The following is a 19,117-nucleotide window of genomic DNA, read 5'->3' as shown; positions in this document are numbered from 1 at the left end:
CAGTCAGCGCTGGGGTTAAGGTGACCCGATGCCGGAAGTGATCGTTCTCGGGTTGGGCAGCATGGGGTCGGCGGCGGCGTACACGCTGGCGGTGCGCGGTGCCGACGTCGTGGGGGTCGACCGGTTCACGCCACCGCACGATCGCGGCGCGCACGCGGGCGGCACCCGGATCATCCGGATGACCTACGCCGAAGGCGCGGCGTACGTTCCGCTCCTACGCCGGACCTACGCGTTATGGCGCGACGTCGAGGCGGCGAGCGGCCGGAAGCTCGTCACGCCGACCGGCGGGCTCAACCTCGGCCGGCCCGACAGTGCGACTGTGAGCGGGGCGTTGACCAGCGCCCGCGAGCACGGGCTGGCGTACGAACTGCTCGACGCGGAGGCCGTTCGCCGCCGGTTCCCGCAGTTCGATCCGGCCGACGACGAGGTCGCGGTGCTCGACACGGCCGCCGGGTTCCTCACCCCCGAGACGGCGATCTCGACGATTCTCGAGCTCGCCGAGCGGTCGGGCGCGAAGCTCAGGTTTGGCACAGTCGCCGTCTCATACCGTGAGACACGGGCCGGCGTATCGGTATCGCTGGCCGACGGCGACGAACTCCACGCCGATCGCCTGGTCATCGCGCCGGGCGGGTGGGCTCCCGGCCTCCTCGCCGGGTTGCCGCTGCGGGTGGAGCGCCGCGTGCAGCACTTCTGGCAGCCGGGTCCCGGCTTCACTCCGGCCGAGTTCCCGGCTTGGATCTGGGAGGCGGGTGGGCTCACGGCGTACGGGGTGCCCGAGCACCAGGGCCAGGTCAAGGCCGCTTTCCATGCCACGCCCCGGCCCGAGGTGGTCGAGGCCGACGCCGGGGCCGCGCCTCCGCGTCCCGACGAAGAGCAGCCGGTACGCACTTGGCTGCGACCGCGTATCCCCACTCTGGCCGACGCCGCATACCTGGGCGGCAAGCAATGCCTCTACACGCTGACTCCCGACGAGAACTTCGTGATCGGCCCGTTCTCCGAGCGGGTGGTGGTCGCGGCCGGATTCTCCGGGCACGGGTTCAAGTTCGTGCCCGTCGTCGGGGAGATCCTGGCCGACCTCGCCACCGGCGCTGTCCCGCCCTACGACCTCGCGCTGTTCTCCCCCACCCGATTCGGTTAGAGGGCGTCGATCGCGCGGAAGATGCGCACGTCCGAGATCGGATATGCCGTCCCCATGCTCTGCGCGAAGTAGCTGACCCGCAGCTCCTCGATCATCCAGGGGATCTGGGTGACCGCGTCGGCCGCCCGGCGGGCGGGCGGGAGCTGGGCGACGACGTCGGCGTACTCCTGCTGGATCTCGTGGATCAGATCCGTGTGGGACCGGTCGCGTTGGATGTTGCCGGGTAGCTTCTCCAACCGGATGTCGATCGCCTTGAGGTAGCGCTGGAGATGCGGCAGCAGCCACCAGCCCGTCTCCGCCACGAAACCCGGCCGGATCAGGCCGGTGAGCTGCTTGCGGATGTCGTTGACGGCCGCCACGTACGCGATGTTCGACACCGCCTTCAGCCGGCGCTCGATCTCGAACGACGCCTTGAGGATCAGCTGCACTTTGGAGACCACTTCCTCGAACGCCTCGAACAGGCGCTCCCGGACGGTCTCCTGCAGCTTCGCGAACGCCTGCGGTTCCCAGGCCGGGCCGCCGCTCTCGGCGATGACCCGGTCCACCGCACAGGCGACGCAGTCGTCGAGGAGGGCGGCGACGCTGCCGTGCGGCCCACGGCTCAGCGCCAGCTTCGCGGCGTTGTCCAGGCGGCTCGACAGATAACGGACCGGCGAGAAGGGCAGGTTGAGCATCAGCAGTCGCCGGGTGCCTCGCCACATCGCCTTCTGCTGCTCGGCTTCGCTTTCATAGAGGCGTACGCCGACCGAGTCGCCCTCGTCGTGCAGCGCCGGGTACGCCGTGACGGTGTACCCCATGCGCTTGCGGTCGACCGATCGCGGGATCTCGGTCTCGGGGAACTCGCGCAGCCCGGACTGCTCCACATCGGAGACTGCCTCGTGGAAGACCTCCTTGGTCTTCGGACGCAGCTGTTCCTGGATCGCGACCAGATCCTTGCCGGTCGCGAGCACCTTGCCGCCGTCCTCCACGGAGAATGTCATCCGCAAGTAGTCGGGGATACGCGACAGATCCCAGGCGTCATACGGGATCTCGACGGCGGCCAGCCGATGCAGGTGCCGCCCGAGCCCCTCCAGCAGTGTTCCCTCGTACGGCTTGAGCTGGGTCAAGGCGTACTTGGCGTGATCGGGGACGGGCACGAAATGCCGCCGCAGCACCTTGGGCAGCCCGCGCAGCAGCGAGGTCACCAGTTCCTCACGCAGTCCCGGGATCTGCCAGTCGAAGCCCTCGGTCGTGAGACCCGCGAGCGCCGGAAGCGGGATGTGCACCGTCACGCCGTCGGCCGCCGTGCCCGGCTCGAACTGATAGGTCAGCGGGAACTCGTGATCCCCCGTACGCCACACGTCCGGGAAGTCGGCCTCGGTGACCCCGCCGGCTCCGGCGTTGACCAGCATGGCGGGATCGAAGGTGAGCAGCTCGGGCTGTTGCCGCCGGATGCCCTTCCACCAGCTGTCGAAGTGCCGCCCGGAAACCACGTCGGCCGGGATGCGGGCGTCGTAGAAGTCGAACAGCGTCTGGTCGTCGACGAGGATGTCGCGGCGGCGAGCCCGGCTCTCCAGCTCCTCGACCTCGCCCAGGAGCTCCTTGTTCTTGGCGAAGAACTCGTGCCGGGTGTCCCAGTCCCCCTCGACCAGCGCGTGCCGGATGAACAGCTCCCGGGACAGCGGCGCGTCGATCTGCCCGAAGTTCACCCGGCGCTGCACGACCAGCGGTACGCCGTACAACATGACCCGCTCGTAGGCGAGGACGGCGGCGGCCTTCCGGGACCAGTGCGGCTCGCTGTAGGAACGCTTGACCAGATGCCCGGCGAGCTTCTCGACCCACTCCGGCTCGACCTTGGCGACCGTCCGGGCCCAGAGCCGGGACGTCTCCACCAGTTCGGCGGCCATCACGAAGCGGGGGGATCGTTTGAAGAGCACCGAGCCCGGGAAGATCGCGAACTTCGCGCCGCGGGCTCCGGCGTACTCGCGCTTCTCCTGCTCGTAGAGACCGATGTGGCTCAGGAGACCGGCCAGCAACGCCTGGTGGATCGCGTCGCCGTCGACGGAGGAGTCCGGGTCGGGCGCTGCGGTCACCGCCTGCTGCCGATCCCCGTTCTCCGCCACCGCCCGGCGCAGCTGGCCGAAGAGGTCCTGCCATTCGCGTACGCGGAGATAATGCAGGTACTCCGATTTGCACAGCCGGCGGAACTGGTTGCCCGAGAGTTCCTGCTGCTGTTCGTGCAGATAGTTCCAGAGATTCAGGTACGCCAGGAAGTCCGACTCCTTGTCGGCGAACCGGGCGTGTGACTGGCTCGCCTGCTGTTGCTTGTCCTGGGGCCGTTCCCGAGGGTCCTGAATGGACAGCGCCGCCGCGATCACCAGCACCTCGCGCAGACAGCCCGTACGCTCCGCCTCCAGGATCATCCGGCCCAATCGGGGGTCGGCGGGAATCCGGGCCAGCCGCCGCCCGACCGGGGTCAGCGTCCCCTCGGCGGTCAGCGCGCCAAGTTCGTGGAGCAGGTCGTAGCCGTCACGGATGTTGCGCCGGTCCGGTGGGTCGATGAACGGGAAGTCCTCGACCTCGCCCAGCCGCAGCGCCACCATCTGCAAGATGACCGAGGCGAGGTTCGTCCGCAGGATTTCCGGATCGGTGAACTCCGGCCGGGCCTGGTACTCCTCCTCGGAGTAGAGCCGCACGGCGATGCCGTCGCTCGTCCGGCCACATCGACCGGCCCGCTGGTTGGCGCTCGCCTGCGACACCGGCTCGATGGGCAGCCGCTGCACCTTCAAGCGCTGGCTGTACCGGGAGATCCGGGCGGTGCCGGGGTCGATGACGTATTTGATGCCGGGCACCGTCAGCGACGTCTCCGCCACGTTGGTGGCGAGCACGATCCGCCGTCCCGTATGCGGCGCGAAGACTCGATGCTGTTCCGCGGTGGAGAGTCTGGCGTACAAGGGGATGATCTCGGTGAAGCGGAGTTGACGGCGCGTGAGGGCGTCGGCGGTGTCCCGGATCTCGCGCTCGCCCGAGAGGAAGACCAGGATGTCGCCGGGGCCCTCGGCGGCCAGCTCGTCGACCGCGTCGGAGATGGCGGTGACCTGGTCGCGGGCCTCGTCGGTGTCCTCTTCATCCCCTTCGACGACGAGCGGGCGGTAGCGCAGCTCGACCGGGTAGGTGCGGCCCGAGACCTCGATGATCGGGGCGGGCTTGCCGTCCGCGCCCGCGAAGTGCTGGGCGAACCGCTCGGTCTCGATGGTCGCCGAAGTGATGATCACCTTCAGCTCCGGGCGACTCGGCAGCAGCTGCTTGAGATAGCCGAGGATGAAGTCGATGTTGAGGCTGCGCTCGTGCGCCTCGTCGATGATGAGCGTGTCGTACGCCGTGAGCCGCCGATCGTGGGCCAGCTCGGCGAGCAGGATGCCGTCGGTCATGAGCTTGACGAGGGTCTGGTCGCCGACGTTGCCGCCGAACCGGACCTGATAACCGACCTGCTCCCCCAGCTCCACCCCGAGCTCGTCGGCGATCCGGTCGGCGACCGTACGCGCAGCGAGCCGCCGCGGCTGGGTGTGCCCGATCATGCCCTCGACGCCCCGGCCCAGCTCCAGGCAGATCTTGGGGAGCTGGGTCGTCTTGCCCGAACCCGTTTCGCCCGCGACGATCACGACCTGGTTGTCGCGGATGGCTTCGAGGATCTCGTCCTTGCGCTGGCTGACCGGCAGTTCCTCGGGATACCGGATCTTCGGTACGCTCTCCCGCCGGTGCTGGAGCTGCTCCGGCGTACGGCCCCTTCGCTCCCGCTTTTCCGGGCGGCGCGGCCCCCTGCGGCGATTAGCGGGCTTACGCGGCGTTTGTCCGTCTTCGCGGCGCTGCGTCGGGCGCTCGGGCCGGCTCTCCTCGGATGTGCTCATGGCACTGCCAGGGTATCCGTTGCCCCGGCCCGCTCTCACCTTGATTTCCGCGCGCGCTCCCGCCCGCGTCGGATGGCTCCCGCTCGCGTTATCCGGGGATATCGCGGCCTCGACGACGCCGATAACCGCGATATCCCGGGATAACGCAACAAAAGAAACAGGAGTCAGCAGCCCGGAAGGCGCTCGAGAAGGTAGTTCTCGACCCGGTCGAGGCCCACCCGCTCCTGCGTCATGGTGTCCCGGTCGCGTACCGTCACGGCGTTGTCCTCGAGCGTGTCGAAATCGACGGTGACGCAGTACGGCGTACCGATCTCGTCCTGGCGGCGGTAGCGACGGCCGATCGCCTGAGCGTCGTCGAAGTCGACGGTCCAGCGCTGCCGGAGCGTGGCGGCCAGCTCCTTCGCCTTCGGCGACAGCTTCTCGTTACGCGACAACGGCAGCACCGCGACCTTCACCGGCGCGAGCCGCTTGTCGAAGCGCATCACGGTACGCACGTCGACGCCGCCCTTGGTGTTGGGCGCCTCGTCCTCGTCGTACGCGTCGAGCAGGAACGCCAGCACCGCCCGGGTGAGGCCGGCCGCCGGCTCGATGACGTACGGGAACCAGCGCTCGCCCTTGTCCTGGTCGAAGTAGGACAGATCGACGCCGGACGCCTTCGAGTGCGTCGAGAGGTCGAAGTCGGTCCGGTTGGCGATGCCCTCGAGCTCGGAGAACTCGGTGCCACCGAACTGGAAGCGATACTCGATGTCGACCGTACGCTTCGCGTAGTGGGAGAGCTTCTCCTTCGGGTGCTCGAAGAAGCGCAGGTTCTCCGGGTTGATGCCGAGGCCGGTGTACCAGTTCCAGCGCTCCTGAAGCCAGTACTCGTGCCACTGCTCGTCGCTGCCCGGCTCGACGAAGAACTCCATCTCCATCTGCTCGAACTCCCGGGTCCGGAAGATGAAGTTGCCCGGGGTGATCTCGTTCCGGAAGCTCTTGCCGACCTGCGCGATGCCGAACGGCGGCTTCTTGCGGGCCGAGTTCGCGACGTTGTTGTAGTTCACGAAGATGCCCTGTGCCGTCTCGGGGCGCAGGTAATGCAGGCCGTCTTCGCTGTCGACGGCGCCCAGGAAGGTCTTCATCATGCCGTTGAACATGCGCGGCTCGGTGAAGGTGCCCTTGTTGCCGCAGTTGGGGCAGTTCAGCTCGGCGAGGTCGAAGATCGCGTCCGGCTTCTTGGCCAGGAACGCCTCTTCGAGGTGGTCGGCCCGGAACCGCTTGTGGCACTTGGTGCACTCGGTCAGCGGGTCGGTGAACTCCCGGACGTGGCCGGACGCCTCCCAGACCTGGCGGGCCAGGATGACGGCCGAGTCGAGGCCGACGATGTCGTCGCGGAGCTGGACCATCGTCCGCCACCACTGCCGGCGGACGTTCTCCTTCAGCTCGATGCCCAGCGGACCGTAGTCCCAGGCCGATCGGGTGCCGCCGTAAATCTCGCTGGACGGAAAGACGAAGCCTCGCTTCTTGGCGAGATTGACGACCTTGTCGATGCGATCCGCAGGCATGAGAATGACTCCTTCCATGGAGGCTGCCGCCGGCTGGATGTCGGCGGGATTGCCGCTGGGCGTACCCAGACGACCATATGGGCCGGTCCGGCGACCGGCACCCGAATAACGCTACTGGAGCCGCGGGGACGCGTGCGCCGAGGGATCAGGTGGTCCCGCAGACCTCGACCCGGCCCGTCGAACTGTTCGTCACGAGCTGATAGACCACATTCCGGTCGGGACCGGACGCGTACTCCAGGGTCACGGGCATCTCGAACGTGTTCGCGTTCACGTCGCCGAGGGTGTAGCCGGTGCTCGTGATCACATCCCGTTCCAGCGCTTGGAACTCGTCGAGGTCGTAACGCTTCCGCAGGTCACCGCAGACCAGGTCGTACGCCTCGGCCGGCTTGCCTCGCTCCAGCGCGTCGAGATAGCGCGTCATGGTCTGCCGGGCCTGGTCCTCCGCCGCGCGGTATCCGGTGATCCCGAGCCCCACGAGGAGGGCGAGACCACCGCCGCAGAACAGCAGCAGGGCCGCCGCTCCTGTGCCGAGTCCCCACCAGAGGCGCGTGGACGACCCCTCGGTCGGGGCCGCGACGAAGGGCGGCCGGGCTCCGGGGCCGGGCGGGACGCCCTCAAGCGTGGGCTGCGTCACGGTCACCGACTCTATACAACTCGATCGCTGGTGCGTGGCTCGACGGGGCCGCCGGGCGGGGCTGAGGCGAGCGTCTCGTAGGCCACCGGCTCGTAGAGCGACTCGGCCAGCAGCGGCGTGGCGGTCATCTTGACCTCGAACGCGCCCAACGCCCGCCGGTACGCCCCCACGTTGGCCCATTCCGTGACGAGACACCAGGACGCGGGCTCGTCCAGCGACCGGGTCAGCTCCCCGCGTACGTAGCCGGGCCGGGCCGCCAGCGCTTCCAGGGCAGCGTGCGCACGACCGACGAAAGCCTCGACGCCGTCGCCGGACTCCGGGCTGACCACGAACCTGTTGAAGACCAGCATCCAGATCGTCCTCCTCCGGTTGTACAGCGTAATGGGTCACAACATGAAAACGCTTTTGACAATCATTCTCATTTAGGGGAGAGTGGTGACCATGAGACTTCGCCACCTCCTCACGGTCGCGACGGCGGGCGTACTGCTCGCCGGGGGCCTGACCGCTTGCGGGAAGGACAGTGCGGGCGCCGACGGCAAGCTGTCCGTGGTCGCCGCGTTCTACCCCCTTCAGTTCGTCGCCCAGCGCATCGGCGGCGACGCCGTGCAGGTCACCAATCTGACCGCTCCCGGAGCCGAGCCGCACGATCTCGAACTCAGCCCCAAGCAGCTCGCCCAGATCGCGGAGGCGAAGGTCGTCGTCTACCTCAAGGGCCTGCAGCCCGAGGTGGACAAGGCGGTCGAGGCGCAGGCCAAGGACAAGGCGATCGACGTGCTCTCGCTGGTCCCCACGCTGACCGCGACCGGCGAGGAGTCGGCCGAACACCCCGAGCTGCAAGGCAAGGACCCGCACGTGTGGCTCGACCCGACCCGGCTGTCGACCATCGCGGCGGCCGTCTCGGCGAAGTTCGCCGCCGCCGACCCGGCGCACCAGGCGCAGTTCACCGACAACTCGGCGAAACTCGCGGCCGACCTCGCCGAGCTGGACATGGAGTTCGCGACCGGGCTGAAGACCTGCCAGCGCAAGGAGATCTTCACTAGCCACGCCGCCTTCGGCTACCTCGCCGAGCGCTACCACCTCACGCAGATCGCGCTGACCGGGCTCGACCCCGAACAAGAGCCGACGGCGCAGGCGCTGGCGGACATCGCGGCGAAGGCCAAGCAATACGGCGCGACTACGATCTTCTCCGAGACGCTGGTGAGCCCGAAGATCTCCGAGACGATCGCCAAGGAGGTCGGCGCGAAGACGGCCGTCCTCGACCCGCTCGAGGGACTGCCGTCCGGTTCGACCGGCGACTACCTGACGGTGATGAAGCAGAACCTGACGGCGTTGCAGAGCGCACTGGGGTGTTCGTGACGGAAGTCCTGCAAGTCCGGCACGGGGTGGTCGCGTACGGCGATCGCCCCGTCCTTCGCGGCGTCGATCTGACGGTGCACGGCGGCGAAGTCGTGGCCCTGCTCGGCGCGAACGGATCGGGCAAGTCCACGCTGATCAAGGCGGCCCTCGGGCTCGTGCCGCTGGCGGGCGGCGAGGTCCGCCTCTTCGGCACGCCGCTGCGCCGGTTCCGCCAGTGGCCGCGGATCGGCTACGTGCCGCAACGGCTCGGGGCCGGTGGCGGCGTCCCGGCGACCGTCGGCGAGGTCGTCGCCGCGGGCCGGCTCGCCCGCCGGGGGTGGCGCCCGGCCTCGTCGGCGGACAAGGCGGCGGTGACTGCGGCGATCGAGTCGGTCGGTCTGGCTGATCGAGTACGCGATCCGGTGTCGACGTTGTCCGGCGGTCAGCAGCAGCGCACGTTGATCGCCCGCGCCCTGGCCGGGGAGCCGGAGCTGCTGATCCTCGACGAGCCGACGGCCGGCGTGGACGCCGCCAGTCAGGAGACCTTCGCCGGGGCGCTCGGCGACTTCGTGGCCAAAGGCGGTTCGGTGGCCCTCGTCGCGCACGAACTCGGTCCGCTGGCCCCGCTGATCGACCGGGCAGTCGTCCTGCACGACGGGCTCGTGGCGCACGACGGACCGGTGCCCGAACCGGCGGGACACCACGCCCACCCGGAGCACGACCACGTGCACCCGCACCCGCCGCACACCCCGCCGAGTCTCTGGGAAGCCCCATGAGCAGCCGCAGGCTGATCATCAGCAAGCACAGTCTCACTCATGCGGTCGCCGGCCGCAGGACGGTGATCGCATGAGCATCTTCGCCTATCAATTCATGCAGTACGCGCTGCTGGGCACCGCGATCACCGGGCTCACCGCGCCCGCCCTCGGCGTCTACCTCGTCCAGCGGCGGCTGTCGCTCATCGGCGACGGGATCGGGCACGTGGCGCTGACCGGCGTCGGGATCGGCGTACTGATGCACAAGTCGCCGGTGCTCGTCGCGACGGTGGTGGCGATCATCGGCGCCGTCGCGGTCGAGATCATCCGGGAACGGAGCAAGACCTCCGGCGACATCGCGCTGGCGATCCTCTTCTACGGCGGCATCTCGGGCGGCGTCTTCCTGATCGGGCTCAGCGGCGCGAGTCAGGGTCTCAACGCGTTCCTCTTCGGCTCGCCGCTGACCATCAGCGACGCCGACATGGTGACCATCGCCGTTCTCGGGGTGGCCGTCCTCGTCGTCTCGATCGGGTTGCGCCCTTGGCTGTTCGCGGTCTGCCAGGACGAGGAGTATGCCAAAGTCGCCGGCCTGCCTGTGCGTACGCTCAATGTGATCGTCGCGGTGACCGCGGCCGTGACCGTGACCACGGCCATGCGCTCGATCGGCCTGTTGCTCGTGAGCGCGCTGATGGTGGTGCCGGTGGCGACCGCGCAACTGGTCACCCGCGGCTTCCGCACGACGATGGCGCTGTCGATGGCGCTGGGGCTGACCAGCGCGGTCCTGGGCGTCGTGATCGCCGGGCCGTCGGACACCGCCGTGGGTGCGACGGTCGTGCTCTTCGCGATCGCGTTGTTCCTGGTCGTGGCGGTAGGATCGGCAGGCCTGCGGGCCTGGCGGCGGCGGTCGATCCCGACCGGTCACCCGGCCTGCGACCCGCCCGACGTGCTCCTGAAAGTGGACCGCTGATGACCGCACCGCGCACCACCCGTCAGCGCACCGCCGTCGCCGCGCTGCTCGCGGACGTCGACGGCTTTCACAGCGCCCAGGAACTGCACGCGATGCTGCGCGACCGCGGCGACACGATCGGCCTGACCACGGTCTACCGGACGTTGCAGGCGCTGGCCGACGCCGAGGAGATCGACGTCATGCGGCCGCCCGGCGGCGAGCACCTCTACCGGCGGTGCAGCGACACCCATCACCACCACCTGGTCTGCCGCTCATGCGGGGCGACCGTCGAGGTCGAGGGCCCGGCCGTGGAGAACTGGACGTCCAAAGTGGCGGCCGAGCACGGCTACTCCGACGTCAGCCACACACTCGAACTGTTCGGCACCTGCTCGGCCTGCGCCTCCCTGTCGCGCTGACCCCGCCCTGTCCCGTTGACCCCCGTCCCGTCCCGTTTACCCCGCCCTGCCCCGTTGATCATGAACTAACGGTCGTGATCGGCCGGTGTGTCGCGTCCGCAGCACCATGATCAACCGCTCCGCGATCAGCATGACGCCTCCCCCGGTCGCGGTTCCGTGTCACTCTCGCGCGGTGACGCCTATTCGACGTACCGAATGGGCACTATGGACGGCATGCCGAAGCTCTACGCGGAAAAGCCCTTCCGGTTCGCCCGCCAGCTTTTCGCCGACCTCTTCGTGGTGACCTGGACGGTCGCGTGGATCTGGCTGGGCCACCGGGTGTTCGAGCTGATCATGAAGCTGGCCGCGCCCGGCCGCAAAATGGAGGACGCCGGCAACGGCCTGGCCGACAACCTCGCCGACGCACAGTCCAAAGCGGACGGTATCCCGCTAGTCGGCGACAAGCTCGGCATCCCGTTCGGCAAGGCGGCCGAGGCCGCCCGTTCCCTCGCCGAAGCCGGTCAGGGCCAGCAGGACGTGGTGCACGACCTCGCTCTGATTCTGGGCTGGGCCATCGGCGGCATCCCCATCCTGCTGGCCCTCGTGCTGTGGCTACCGTTGCGCGTCCGCTGGGTTCGCACCGCCAGCGCGGCGAGCCGGCTACGCCGTCGGCGGGGCGGTGTCGAACTGCTGGCGCTGCGCGCTCTCACGAGCGCCCCCCTGCGTCGGCTCGCCACCCTCCCCGATGACACCGCCAGCCGTTGGCGGGCCGGCGATCCCGGCACCATGGACAGCCTGGCGGCACTGGAGCTGCGCCGGCTCGGTCTGCGTACACGGATCCGCTGACCGAGCCGGCGTTGTCCGAAGGAGGGTCAGGTAGCCGTGACGGTGAGGTTGTTCGTCACGAAGTCCTTGCCGCCGGACGACGAGGTGATCTCGTAGCCGAACTGGACGTTGCCGATAGTGACGTCACCGAACCAGCCCCGGTTCTTGATCCAGTTACAGATCGCCTTGATGTCGACAGTCCCCGACGAGGTGTTGCTCGTACGCACGAAGGAGTACACCTGGTTGGAGCCGTTCGAGCCGCGGTAGACGTTCCATGAGTGGCCGCCGACGCTGACCGAGGTCTGGAAGGAGCCAAGCGGCCCGACCGCGCCGTACTTGTTCATCCACAGCATGATCTCGTGCGCGTTGTCGCTCGACCACACGTCGTACGCGCTGGTGAAGGCGACGCCGCTGGTCGGCACGGAGACGTTGAACGAACTGCTGAGCGTGCCGAGCGCACTGACCTTCTTGCCCGACCACTTCGTCGAGTTCGGGTACGCCTTGATCCCACCGGTGTTCGGATGGTTGGCCCAGACTCCCCAGTTCGTGCCGGAGTTGGCCCAGATCGTCTGGGGGCCGTAGCCGTTGCCCCAGACGTTGTTGTAGAGCGTGTAACCACCGCTGGACCAGGTCCCCCAGCGGTCGGTCGAGTACCAGACGGCGGCCTGCGCCGGGGTCGAGAGCAGCCCGACCAGGACGATTGCGAGGAGCGTCGCACCCAGGCTCAGGCGCGTGGGTTGATCACGCGCTCGCGGAGTTGATCAGGGCCGGACGGACACGACACACCGCTCGAACACGACCGTTAGTTCATGATCAACGGGAAGGTCGGTGGACGTGGGGCAGGCGACGGCGTACGTCCGGTTCGGTGGACGGGCCGGGTTCCCAGGTCGCGACCCACTCCCCCGTCTCCGGTGGGGGCAGGATGCCGTCTTCGAGGAAGGCGTACCGGCCGTCGGCGATGCGGCGCGAACCCCGGACGTCGTCGGCGTCGGTGTTGTGGTGCAACCGCCGGAACGACCGCTCGGCCCGATCCCGCGCCTGACGGCAGAAGAGATCGGCCAGCTCCCGCTCTTCCGCCCGGCCCGACGCCTGGGCGCGTACGCAGGTCGCCGCGATCGCGAACAGCTCGGCTCCGATGTCGACGATCCGGCTCAGATAGCTCTGCTTGAACTCCATCTTGCCCTGCCAGCGGGCCATCCCCCGGAACGTCTGCCGGGCCAGTCTGCGCGACGACCGCTCCACGTACCGAAGGTGCCGGCCCAGGTCGCCGTAATCGGCGTACCCGTGGAAGGAACCGCGACCGACGGCGAGCGTGGGCAGCCAGCGGGCGTAGAACCCGGCGGCGCGCATACCGGCGCGGACCTTGCGGCCGGTCGGGGCCTTGGGGTCGATGATGTCCCCGGCGACGCTGAGGTGCTGGTCGACGGCCTCGCGGGCGACGAGCAGGTGCATGATCTCGGTCGAGCCTTCGAAGATGCGGTTGATCCTCAGGTCGCGCAGGATCTGCTCGGCGGCGACCCCGCGTTCGCCCCGGGCCTCCTGGGAGGCGGCGGTCTCGAAGCCGCGCCCGCCCCGGATCTGGACGAGTTCGTCGGCGGCCTGCCAGGCGAGCTCGGACGCGTAGAGCTTGATCAGCGCCGCCTCGATCCGGATGTCGTTGCGGTCGTCGTCGGCCAGCATGCAGCAGAGGTCGAGCATGCTCTCGACGCCGTAGGTGGTCGCGGCGATGAAGGCGAGCTTGGTGGCGATGGCCTCGTGCTTGGCGATCGGTACGCCCATCTGCACGCGTTCGTTGACCCAGCCCCGGGCGACGCCGGTGCACCACTTCAGGGCGCCGACGCAGGAAGCGGGCAACGACAGCCGGCCGGTGTTGAGGGTGCCGAGGGCCACCCGCATGCCGCGGCCCTCCTCCCCGATCCGGTTCTCCGCCGGGACGAAGACGTCGTGGAAGCGGGTGACACTGTTCTCGAGACCGCGTAGGCCCAGGAAGGCGTTCCGGCGTTCGACGGTGATCCCGGCCGACTCGCTCTCGACGACGAACGCGGTGATGCCACCCTTGCGCCCGTCCGACTTCGGTACGCGCGCCAGCACGACCAGCAGCGTGGCGACCGTGCCGTTGGTGGCCCACAGTTTGACGCCGTCGAGCTTGTAGCCGCCCTCGACCGGAGTGGCGCTGGTGCGCATCCGCGCGGGATCGGAGCCGACGTCGGGCTCGGTGAGCAGGAACGCCGAGACCTCGCCCGCCGCCAGCCGGGGCAGGAAGCGCTTCTTCTGCTCCGGCGTGCCGAACATCTTCAGCGGCTGCGGTACGCCGATCGACTGGTGCGCGCTCAGCAGCGCCCCGAGAGACGGGTTCGCCGACCCGGTCAGCATCAGCGCCTTGCAATAGTGGAGATTGGACAGTCCGAGCCCGCCGTACTCCGGGTCGATCTTCATGCCGAAGCAGCCGAGCCCGGCCAACCCGGCGAAGACGTCGTCCGGGATGAAGGCGTCCCGCTCGATCTGCGCGCCGTCGACGTTGTTCTCGAGGTACTCCCGGAGCTTCGGCAGGAACGCGTCGGCCCGGGCGGCCTTCTCCGGATCCGGCTGCGGCCAGGGGCTGATGAGATCCAGCCGGAATCTGCCCAGGAACAGCTGCTTGCCGAAACTCGGCTTGCGCCACTCGTCGCGACTGGACTCGAGGATCTCCCGAGCCTGGTCGGCGGTCACCTGCGGCTTGGCATCGGTCGCGGTCATTCGCGTACACCCCCGGTGGGACGGGATCAAGTGGTGTCGCCCTATACGTTACTGCTCAGTCTTACCCGCCGGTAGGTGTCTTACTCGGGTGCGTTATCCCGGGATATCGCGGCCTCGTCGCCCGCCGAGGGGACGTTATCCCGGATAACGCACGAGGGGAGAGCTACTCGTACTGCTGCTTCGGGGGATCGACGGGACGCCAGGAGACCACGGAGATGTACGGGATGATCTCGTCGTTGACCGCGTCCCGCATGGTCTGATCGGTGTACGTCCCGACGATCTCGACCCACGAGTCGTCGGCCATCCCGGTCGGGCCCTGCCCGGCGAAGGCCACCTTGATCGGGCGGGCGTCGGCGGCACAGCACGACAGGATCATCCGGCCGAGGACCTGCTTGCCGTCGGTGCTGGTGACCAGGAAGCCCACCAGTTTCACCTGGCGATCGCCGAGCGACTTGCCTTTGTCGAAGACCGCTCGCGAGGCGTAGTCGAGAACGGTGATCGGCACGACGTCCCCCGGCGGCAACGGCGGATAATCCGACTCGGCCGCTGTGGACAACGCGGTGCCGGACTGGCCGGCGGCGTACGCCCCCATGGCGGGCGGCGCGACGAGCAGCAGGCCCAACACGGGCGCGATGATCATCCAGCCGACGAGCGGTCCCCCGTGCGCGTGCCCGTGATCATCGTGCTCGTGGGAAGCATGCGACTCGGGGACGCGGTACTCGTGCCACAACGTCATGACGGCCGCCACGACGAGCAGCGCTCCGGAGAGCAGCAAGAACGGGCGTAGCCCCTCCTTGACGTACCGGAGATAGAGGTCCCCTACGCTGATCTTGAGCACCGCCCCGCCGAGCAGCAGCATGATGACGGCTTGGGCCTGCCGGTTCACAGGAAGATCACCCCCAGGACGCCGGCCACCCCGGTCGCCACCGCGAAGGTGGCCGGGGCGAACCGGGTGGCGAACCGGCGTCCGAAGACCCCGGCCTGCATCGAGATCAGTTTCAGGTCGACCATCGGCCCGACCAGCAGGAACGCCAGCCGAGCGGTGAGCGAGAACTGCGAGAGCGAGGCCGCCACGAAGGCATCCGCCTCCGAGCAGATCGACAGCAGCACGGCGAGGACCGCCAGCGCGAGGACGCTCAGCACCGGCCGTTGGGCGACCGCCAGCAGCCACTTCTCCGGGACGAGCACGTTGATCGTCGCGGCCGCGGCCGCACCGACGGCGAGGAAGCCACCCGCGTGGATGATGTCGTGGCGGCAGGACGCCCAGAACGCCCGCGACTTCGACTCGTCGTCGAGGTCGGGCCGGGCCGGGAGCTTGATCCACTCCGGCTTGCCCAGCCGCAGCCAGAGCCAGCCCATCCCGGTCGCCACGATCAGGCTGCCGACCGCGCGCAGGATCACCATCTGCGGTTGACCGGGGAACGCGACGGCCGTCGCGGTGAGCACGATCGGGTTCACCGCCGGGGCCGCCAGCAGGAAGGCGAGCGCCGCCGCCGGGGTGACCCCGCGGCGCATCAGCGAGCCCGCGATCGGCACCGAGCCGCACTCACAGCCCGGGAGCACCACCCCAGCACAACTGGCTACCGGAACCGCCAAGGCGGGGTGCTTCGGCAAGGCTTTCGCCCAGAAGCTCCGGGGTACGAAGACCGCGATGACGGCGGAGAGCACCACCCCGAACACGAGGAACGGGGTCGCCTGGACCATCACGGACACGAAAACGGTCGTCCAAGTGCTGATCCGCGGCCCGTTGATCAGATCGGCGACCTGCGTACGGAACAGCACCAGGAGCACGAGGAGAACGGCGAGCACCTCGACGGAGCCGACCCGCCATCGTCGCGGTCCGGCCGGCGCTTCTTCCGGCGCTCGGGGCCGGGTCGGGGAGACGGTCGTCACGAACCCGTACGCTACCGGCCCGAAAGCGGTGTAGCCTACGCCCCACAACGGAACATACAACTGAACATCAGACGGACAGGGGAGCGCACAGCGCTGAGAGTGCGTCCCGCCTCGTAAATCGGAGGCGGTCGCAGACCCTCGAACCTGATCTGGACAAGGCGTCGCCCTGGGGAGGGCCGCCGATGCCAGCGTAGGGAGTTCGGTCTTCACCTCATCGTTTGCGCCATGCCATCAATCCCGACTTGGGATCATGAGGGCATGGCGTGCGTCTTCTCCTGGTTCCCCCCTCGAACTAGGAGTCGTCATGAACAGCAGTAACTACCGGTGGCGGACGGTCGACATCGTCGTCACCGCTGTCGTCGCCGTCGCCTTCGGCGTCGTCTTCTGGGCCTGGAACCAGCTGTGGTTCGGCCCGTTCAGCGCCGCCTTCGCGGGCTTCCCGCCCGCCGGAGCGGCCATCACCGGCGTGTGGTTCCTGCCCGCCGTGCTCGCCCCGCTGATCGTCCGCAAGCCGGGCGCGGCCCTGTTCGCCGAGCTCGTGGCGGCGATCATCTCGGCGCTGCTCGGCTCGGCCTGGGGCGTCACGGTGCTCTACTACGGTCTCGCTCAAGGCGCGGCCGGCGAGCTGGGCTTCGCCCTCGGTGGCTACAAGCGCTGGGGGCTGCCGCACGCGCTGCTCACCGGTGGTCTCATCGGGGCCGCCGCGACCATCCTCGATCTGACCACCACCTCGTACGGCGAGTGGTCGGCGTCGTGGCAGATCACCTACGCGCTGATCCAGATCGCCAGCGGCGCGCTGATCGCGGGGGCTGGCTCGTTCGCCCTGGCCAGGGGGCTGTCCAGCACCGGGGTGCTGGACCCGTTCCCCTCCGGGCGTACGCGCGAGCTCGTCTGATGCTGACCCTGGACGGGTACGGGTGGCGGCACGCCGGCCGCCGCGCCTGGGCGGTCCGCGGCGTCGACCTGCGGATCGAACGGGGCGAGCGGGTGCTGCTGCTCGGCCCGTCCGGGGCGGGCAAGTCCACGCTGCTCGCCGCACTTGCCGGCCTGCTGCCGACATCCTCGGGCGAGTCCGAGGGCGTACTGAAGGTCGAGGGCCGGCCGGGCATCGTCTTCCAAGATCCGCATTCACAGCTGGTCATGCGGCGCTCCGGTGACGAAGTCGCCTTCGGGCTGGAGAACCTCGGCTGGCCCGTCGAGAAGATCTGGCCGCGCGTCGACGAGGTCATGCAGGCGGTCGGCTTCCCCTATGGGCGGGATCGGCGTACGGATCAGCTTTCGGGTGGCGAGCAGCAGCGGCTCGTGCTGGCCGGAACGCTCGCGCCCCGCCCCGATCTCCTCCTGCTGGACGAGCCGACGGCCAATCTCGATCCGCAGGGCGCGGCCCAGGTGCGCCAGACGCTGCGCGAGGCGGTCGAGGCCGAGGTCACCGTGGTGCTGGTCGAGCATCGCATCGACGAAGTCCTGCCGCTCATCACTCGGGTCGTCGTCCTCGATCCGGGCGGCGGCGTCCGCGCGGACGGTCCCCCGTCACTGCTGACGGGTCGGCTCGGCGACGAGCTCGCCGCCGCCGGCGTGTGGGTCCCCGGCCATCCGGTCCCGGCTCAGCGCGCTTCTGCGCCACCCGGTCGCGCCTTGATCTCCACTCAGGATCTACGGGTACGCCTTATGGCGTACCAGAATCTGGCAGTCAGAGAGGGCGAAACCGTGGCCGTGACCGGCCCCAACGGCGTGGGAAAGTCGACGCTTGCCCTGGCCCTCGGCGGCTTGCTGCGGCCCGCGGCGGGTGCGGTGGTGACGCCGGACGGCGCGCCGCACAAGTGGCGAGCGGCCGTGCTGGCCCGGCGCATCGGGTCGGTGTTCCAGAATCCGGAGCATCAGTTCGTGACCTCGACCGTCCGTGACGAGTTGGCCCTCGGCGGTACGCCGCCCGCCCGCGTGGACGAGCTGCTGGACCGCCTGCACCTGGCTCAGCTGGCCCGGGCGAACCCGTTCACGCTGTCCGGCGGGCAGGCGCGGCGGCTGAGTGTGGCGACCGCGCTGGCCGCCGCGCCCCGGCTGCTGATTCTCGACGAGCCGACCTTCGGGCAGGACCGGCGCACCTGGATCGAGCTGGTGGCGCTGCTCGCGTCGCTGCGCGACTCCGGGCACGGCATCGTGACCGTGACCCACGACCCCTCGCTCGTCTCGGTGCTCGCCGATCGGACGGTCTCGCTGTGATCCTTGCCCGGCGTGCCCCGGTCGCGAAACTCGGCGCCGCATTGTTGCTGTCGCTGGCGGCGCTGACCACATTGGACTCCTTGGTGCTCGGCGGCATCGTGCTGCTGACGTTGCTGATCACGCCGTTGTTCGGGCTCACACCATGGGGGCTGCTGCGCCGGGCCTGGCCGGCACTCCTGGGCGCGGCCAGCGTCGTGATCTCGTTGTCGCTGTTCGCCGCTTCTCCCAGCGGTGACGTGCTGCTCGACTTCGGACCGTTCCTCGTGACCAGCTCGGTCCTGTCGCTGTCGGTGAGCTACGCGCTGCGCCTGCTCGCCCTCGCATTGCCGGCGGTCCTGGTGTACGCCACCACCGACCCGACCGACCTCGCCGACTCGCTGATCCAGCACGTCAAGGCACCGGCCCGGTTCGCGATCGGGGCGCTCGCCGCGTTCCGGCTGGTCGGGCTGCTCAGCGAAGAATGGCGACTCATCTCGATGGCCCGGCGCGCTCGGGGCATCGACTCGGGCGGCAATCCCTTGCGCCTTTTCCCGCTGTTCGCGGGAACGGCGTTCGGGCTGCTGGTCGGGGCTATTCGCCGGGGTACCCGGCTTGCTCAAGCCATGGATGCTCGGGGGTTCGACTCCGGTACGCCTCGTACTGTCGCCCGGCCCTCGCCCTTCGGGCTCGGGGACTGGGCTCTTCTTTTCGCTGCGCTTCTCCTCGCTTCGCTCGTCGTCTTTTCCGCGCGATCATGAACTAACGGGGCTCTTCGAGGGTTTCCGTGGGTGTGGGTGAGCATGTCGTATAGGTCTGCACCCCGTCTGACCTCT

The 19,117-nt window shown here is 69.0% G+C and carries 17 protein-coding genes and 1 riboswitch; of the genes, 9 read left to right on the top strand and 8 right to left on the bottom strand.

Features of this window, described 5'->3' with window-relative positions:
• Positions 1-28: 28 nt before the first annotated feature.
• A complete protein-coding gene (gene solA / locus HOV77_RS23775) occupies positions 29-1,138 on the top strand; it encodes an N-methyl-L-tryptophan oxidase (protein WP_290865206.1) in 1,110 nt (369 codons plus the stop codon).
• Here the strand turns inward: solA and hrpA are convergent.
• The 4 genes from hrpA to HOV77_RS23755 all read right to left on the bottom strand — a co-directional run bounded on the left by hrpA (position 1,135) and on the right by HOV77_RS23755 (position 7,553).
• Positions 1,135-5,025, bottom strand: a complete 3,891-nt coding sequence (gene hrpA / locus HOV77_RS23770) for an ATP-dependent RNA helicase HrpA (protein WP_290865204.1) — start codon at positions 5,023-5,025, stop codon at positions 1,135-1,137. The genes solA and hrpA overlap by 4 nt on opposite strands.
• Before the next feature lie 164 nt (positions 5,026-5,189).
• A complete protein-coding gene (locus tag HOV77_RS23765; protein WP_290865202.1) occupies positions 5,190-6,569 on the bottom strand; it encodes a glycine--tRNA ligase in 1,380 nt (459 codons plus the stop codon).
• A gap of 145 nt (positions 6,570-6,714) precedes the next feature.
• Positions 6,715-7,203 carry a hypothetical protein gene (locus HOV77_RS23760; protein ID WP_290865201.1) on the bottom strand — a complete coding sequence of 163 codons (489 nt, stop codon included), beginning with the start codon at positions 7,201-7,203 and terminating at the stop codon, positions 6,715-6,717.
• An 11-nt stretch (positions 7,204-7,214) separates the two neighbouring features.
• Positions 7,215-7,553 carry an antibiotic biosynthesis monooxygenase gene (locus HOV77_RS23755; protein ID WP_290865199.1) on the bottom strand — a complete coding sequence of 113 codons (339 nt, stop codon included), beginning with the start codon at positions 7,551-7,553 and terminating at the stop codon, positions 7,215-7,217.
• 91 nt (positions 7,554-7,644) lie between these two features.
• On the opposite strand from HOV77_RS23755, the gene HOV77_RS23750 reads away from it, so the two are divergent.
• The 5 genes from HOV77_RS23750 (at position 7,645) to HOV77_RS23730 (ending at position 11,477) form a co-directional block, all read left to right on the top strand.
• Positions 7,645-8,559, top strand: a complete 915-nt coding sequence (locus tag HOV77_RS23750; protein ID WP_290865197.1) for a metal ABC transporter substrate-binding protein — start codon at positions 7,645-7,647, stop codon at positions 8,557-8,559.
• Positions 8,556-9,314, top strand: a complete 759-nt coding sequence (locus HOV77_RS23745; protein WP_290865195.1) for a metal ABC transporter ATP-binding protein — start codon at positions 8,556-8,558, stop codon at positions 9,312-9,314. The genes HOV77_RS23750 and HOV77_RS23745 overlap by 4 nt, the downstream gene beginning before the upstream one ends.
• A 70-nt stretch (positions 9,315-9,384) precedes the next feature.
• Complete coding sequence (locus HOV77_RS23740; RefSeq protein WP_290865194.1) at positions 9,385-10,257, top strand: metal ABC transporter permease; 873 nt, start codon at positions 9,385-9,387, stop codon at positions 10,255-10,257.
• Positions 10,257-10,652: a transcriptional repressor gene (locus HOV77_RS23735; protein WP_290865192.1), complete on the top strand. Its 396-nt coding sequence runs from the start codon at positions 10,257-10,259 to the stop codon at positions 10,650-10,652. Before HOV77_RS23740 ends, HOV77_RS23735 begins: the two co-directional genes overlap by 1 nt.
• A 213-nt stretch (positions 10,653-10,865) precedes the next feature.
• Complete coding sequence (locus HOV77_RS23730; RefSeq protein WP_290865190.1) at positions 10,866-11,477, top strand: hypothetical protein; 612 nt, start codon at positions 10,866-10,868, stop codon at positions 11,475-11,477.
• 26 nt (positions 11,478-11,503) lie between these two features.
• On the opposite strand, the gene HOV77_RS23725 is transcribed toward HOV77_RS23730, so the two are convergent.
• The 4 genes from HOV77_RS23725 to HOV77_RS23710 all read right to left on the bottom strand — a co-directional run bounded on the left by HOV77_RS23725 (position 11,504) and on the right by HOV77_RS23710 (position 16,085).
• Complete coding sequence (locus HOV77_RS23725) at positions 11,504-12,142, bottom strand: hypothetical protein (protein WP_290865305.1); 639 nt, start codon at positions 12,140-12,142, stop codon at positions 11,504-11,506.
• Positions 12,143-12,269: 127 nt separating this feature from the next.
• Positions 12,270-14,192: an acyl-CoA dehydrogenase family protein gene (locus HOV77_RS23720; RefSeq protein WP_290865188.1), complete on the bottom strand. Its 1,923-nt coding sequence runs from the start codon at positions 14,190-14,192 to the stop codon at positions 12,270-12,272.
• A gap of 163 nt (positions 14,193-14,355) precedes the next feature.
• Positions 14,356-15,078: a TIGR03943 family protein gene (locus HOV77_RS23715; RefSeq protein WP_290865186.1), complete on the bottom strand. Its 723-nt coding sequence runs from the start codon at positions 15,076-15,078 to the stop codon at positions 14,356-14,358.
• On the bottom strand, positions 15,075-16,085 hold the full coding sequence (locus HOV77_RS23710; protein WP_290865184.1) for a permease: 1,011 nt from the start codon (positions 16,083-16,085) through the stop codon (positions 15,075-15,077). Before HOV77_RS23710 ends, HOV77_RS23715 begins: the two co-directional genes overlap by 4 nt.
• A 67-nt stretch (positions 16,086-16,152) precedes the next feature.
• A riboswitch (TPP riboswitch) is annotated at positions 16,153-16,299 on the top strand.
• Between the two features lie 90 nt (positions 16,300-16,389).
• On the opposite strand from HOV77_RS23710, the gene HOV77_RS23705 reads away from it, so the two are divergent.
• The 3 genes from HOV77_RS23705 to HOV77_RS23695 are packed head-to-tail and all read left to right on the top strand — an operon-like array spanning position 16,390 to position 19,042.
• On the top strand, positions 16,390-16,980 hold the full coding sequence (locus HOV77_RS23705) for an ECF transporter S component (RefSeq protein ID WP_290865182.1): 591 nt from the start codon (positions 16,390-16,392) through the stop codon (positions 16,978-16,980).
• A complete protein-coding gene (locus tag HOV77_RS23700) occupies positions 16,980-18,305 on the top strand; it encodes an ABC transporter ATP-binding protein (RefSeq protein ID WP_290865180.1) in 1,326 nt (441 codons plus the stop codon). Before HOV77_RS23705 ends, HOV77_RS23700 begins: the two co-directional genes overlap by 1 nt.
• Positions 18,302-19,042, top strand: coding sequence for an energy-coupling factor transporter transmembrane component T (locus tag HOV77_RS23695; protein ID WP_290865178.1), 741 nt, complete (start codon positions 18,302-18,304; stop codon positions 19,040-19,042). The genes HOV77_RS23700 and HOV77_RS23695 overlap by 4 nt, the downstream gene beginning before the upstream one ends.
• The last annotated feature ends 75 nt before the right edge of the window (positions 19,043-19,117 follow it).

The sequence above is a fragment of the Hamadaea sp. genome (assembly GCF_013362815.1).
Lineage (GTDB): Bacteria > Actinomycetota > Actinomycetes > Mycobacteriales > Micromonosporaceae > Hamadaea.
This window is presented reverse-complemented; position numbering and strand designations above follow the sequence as displayed.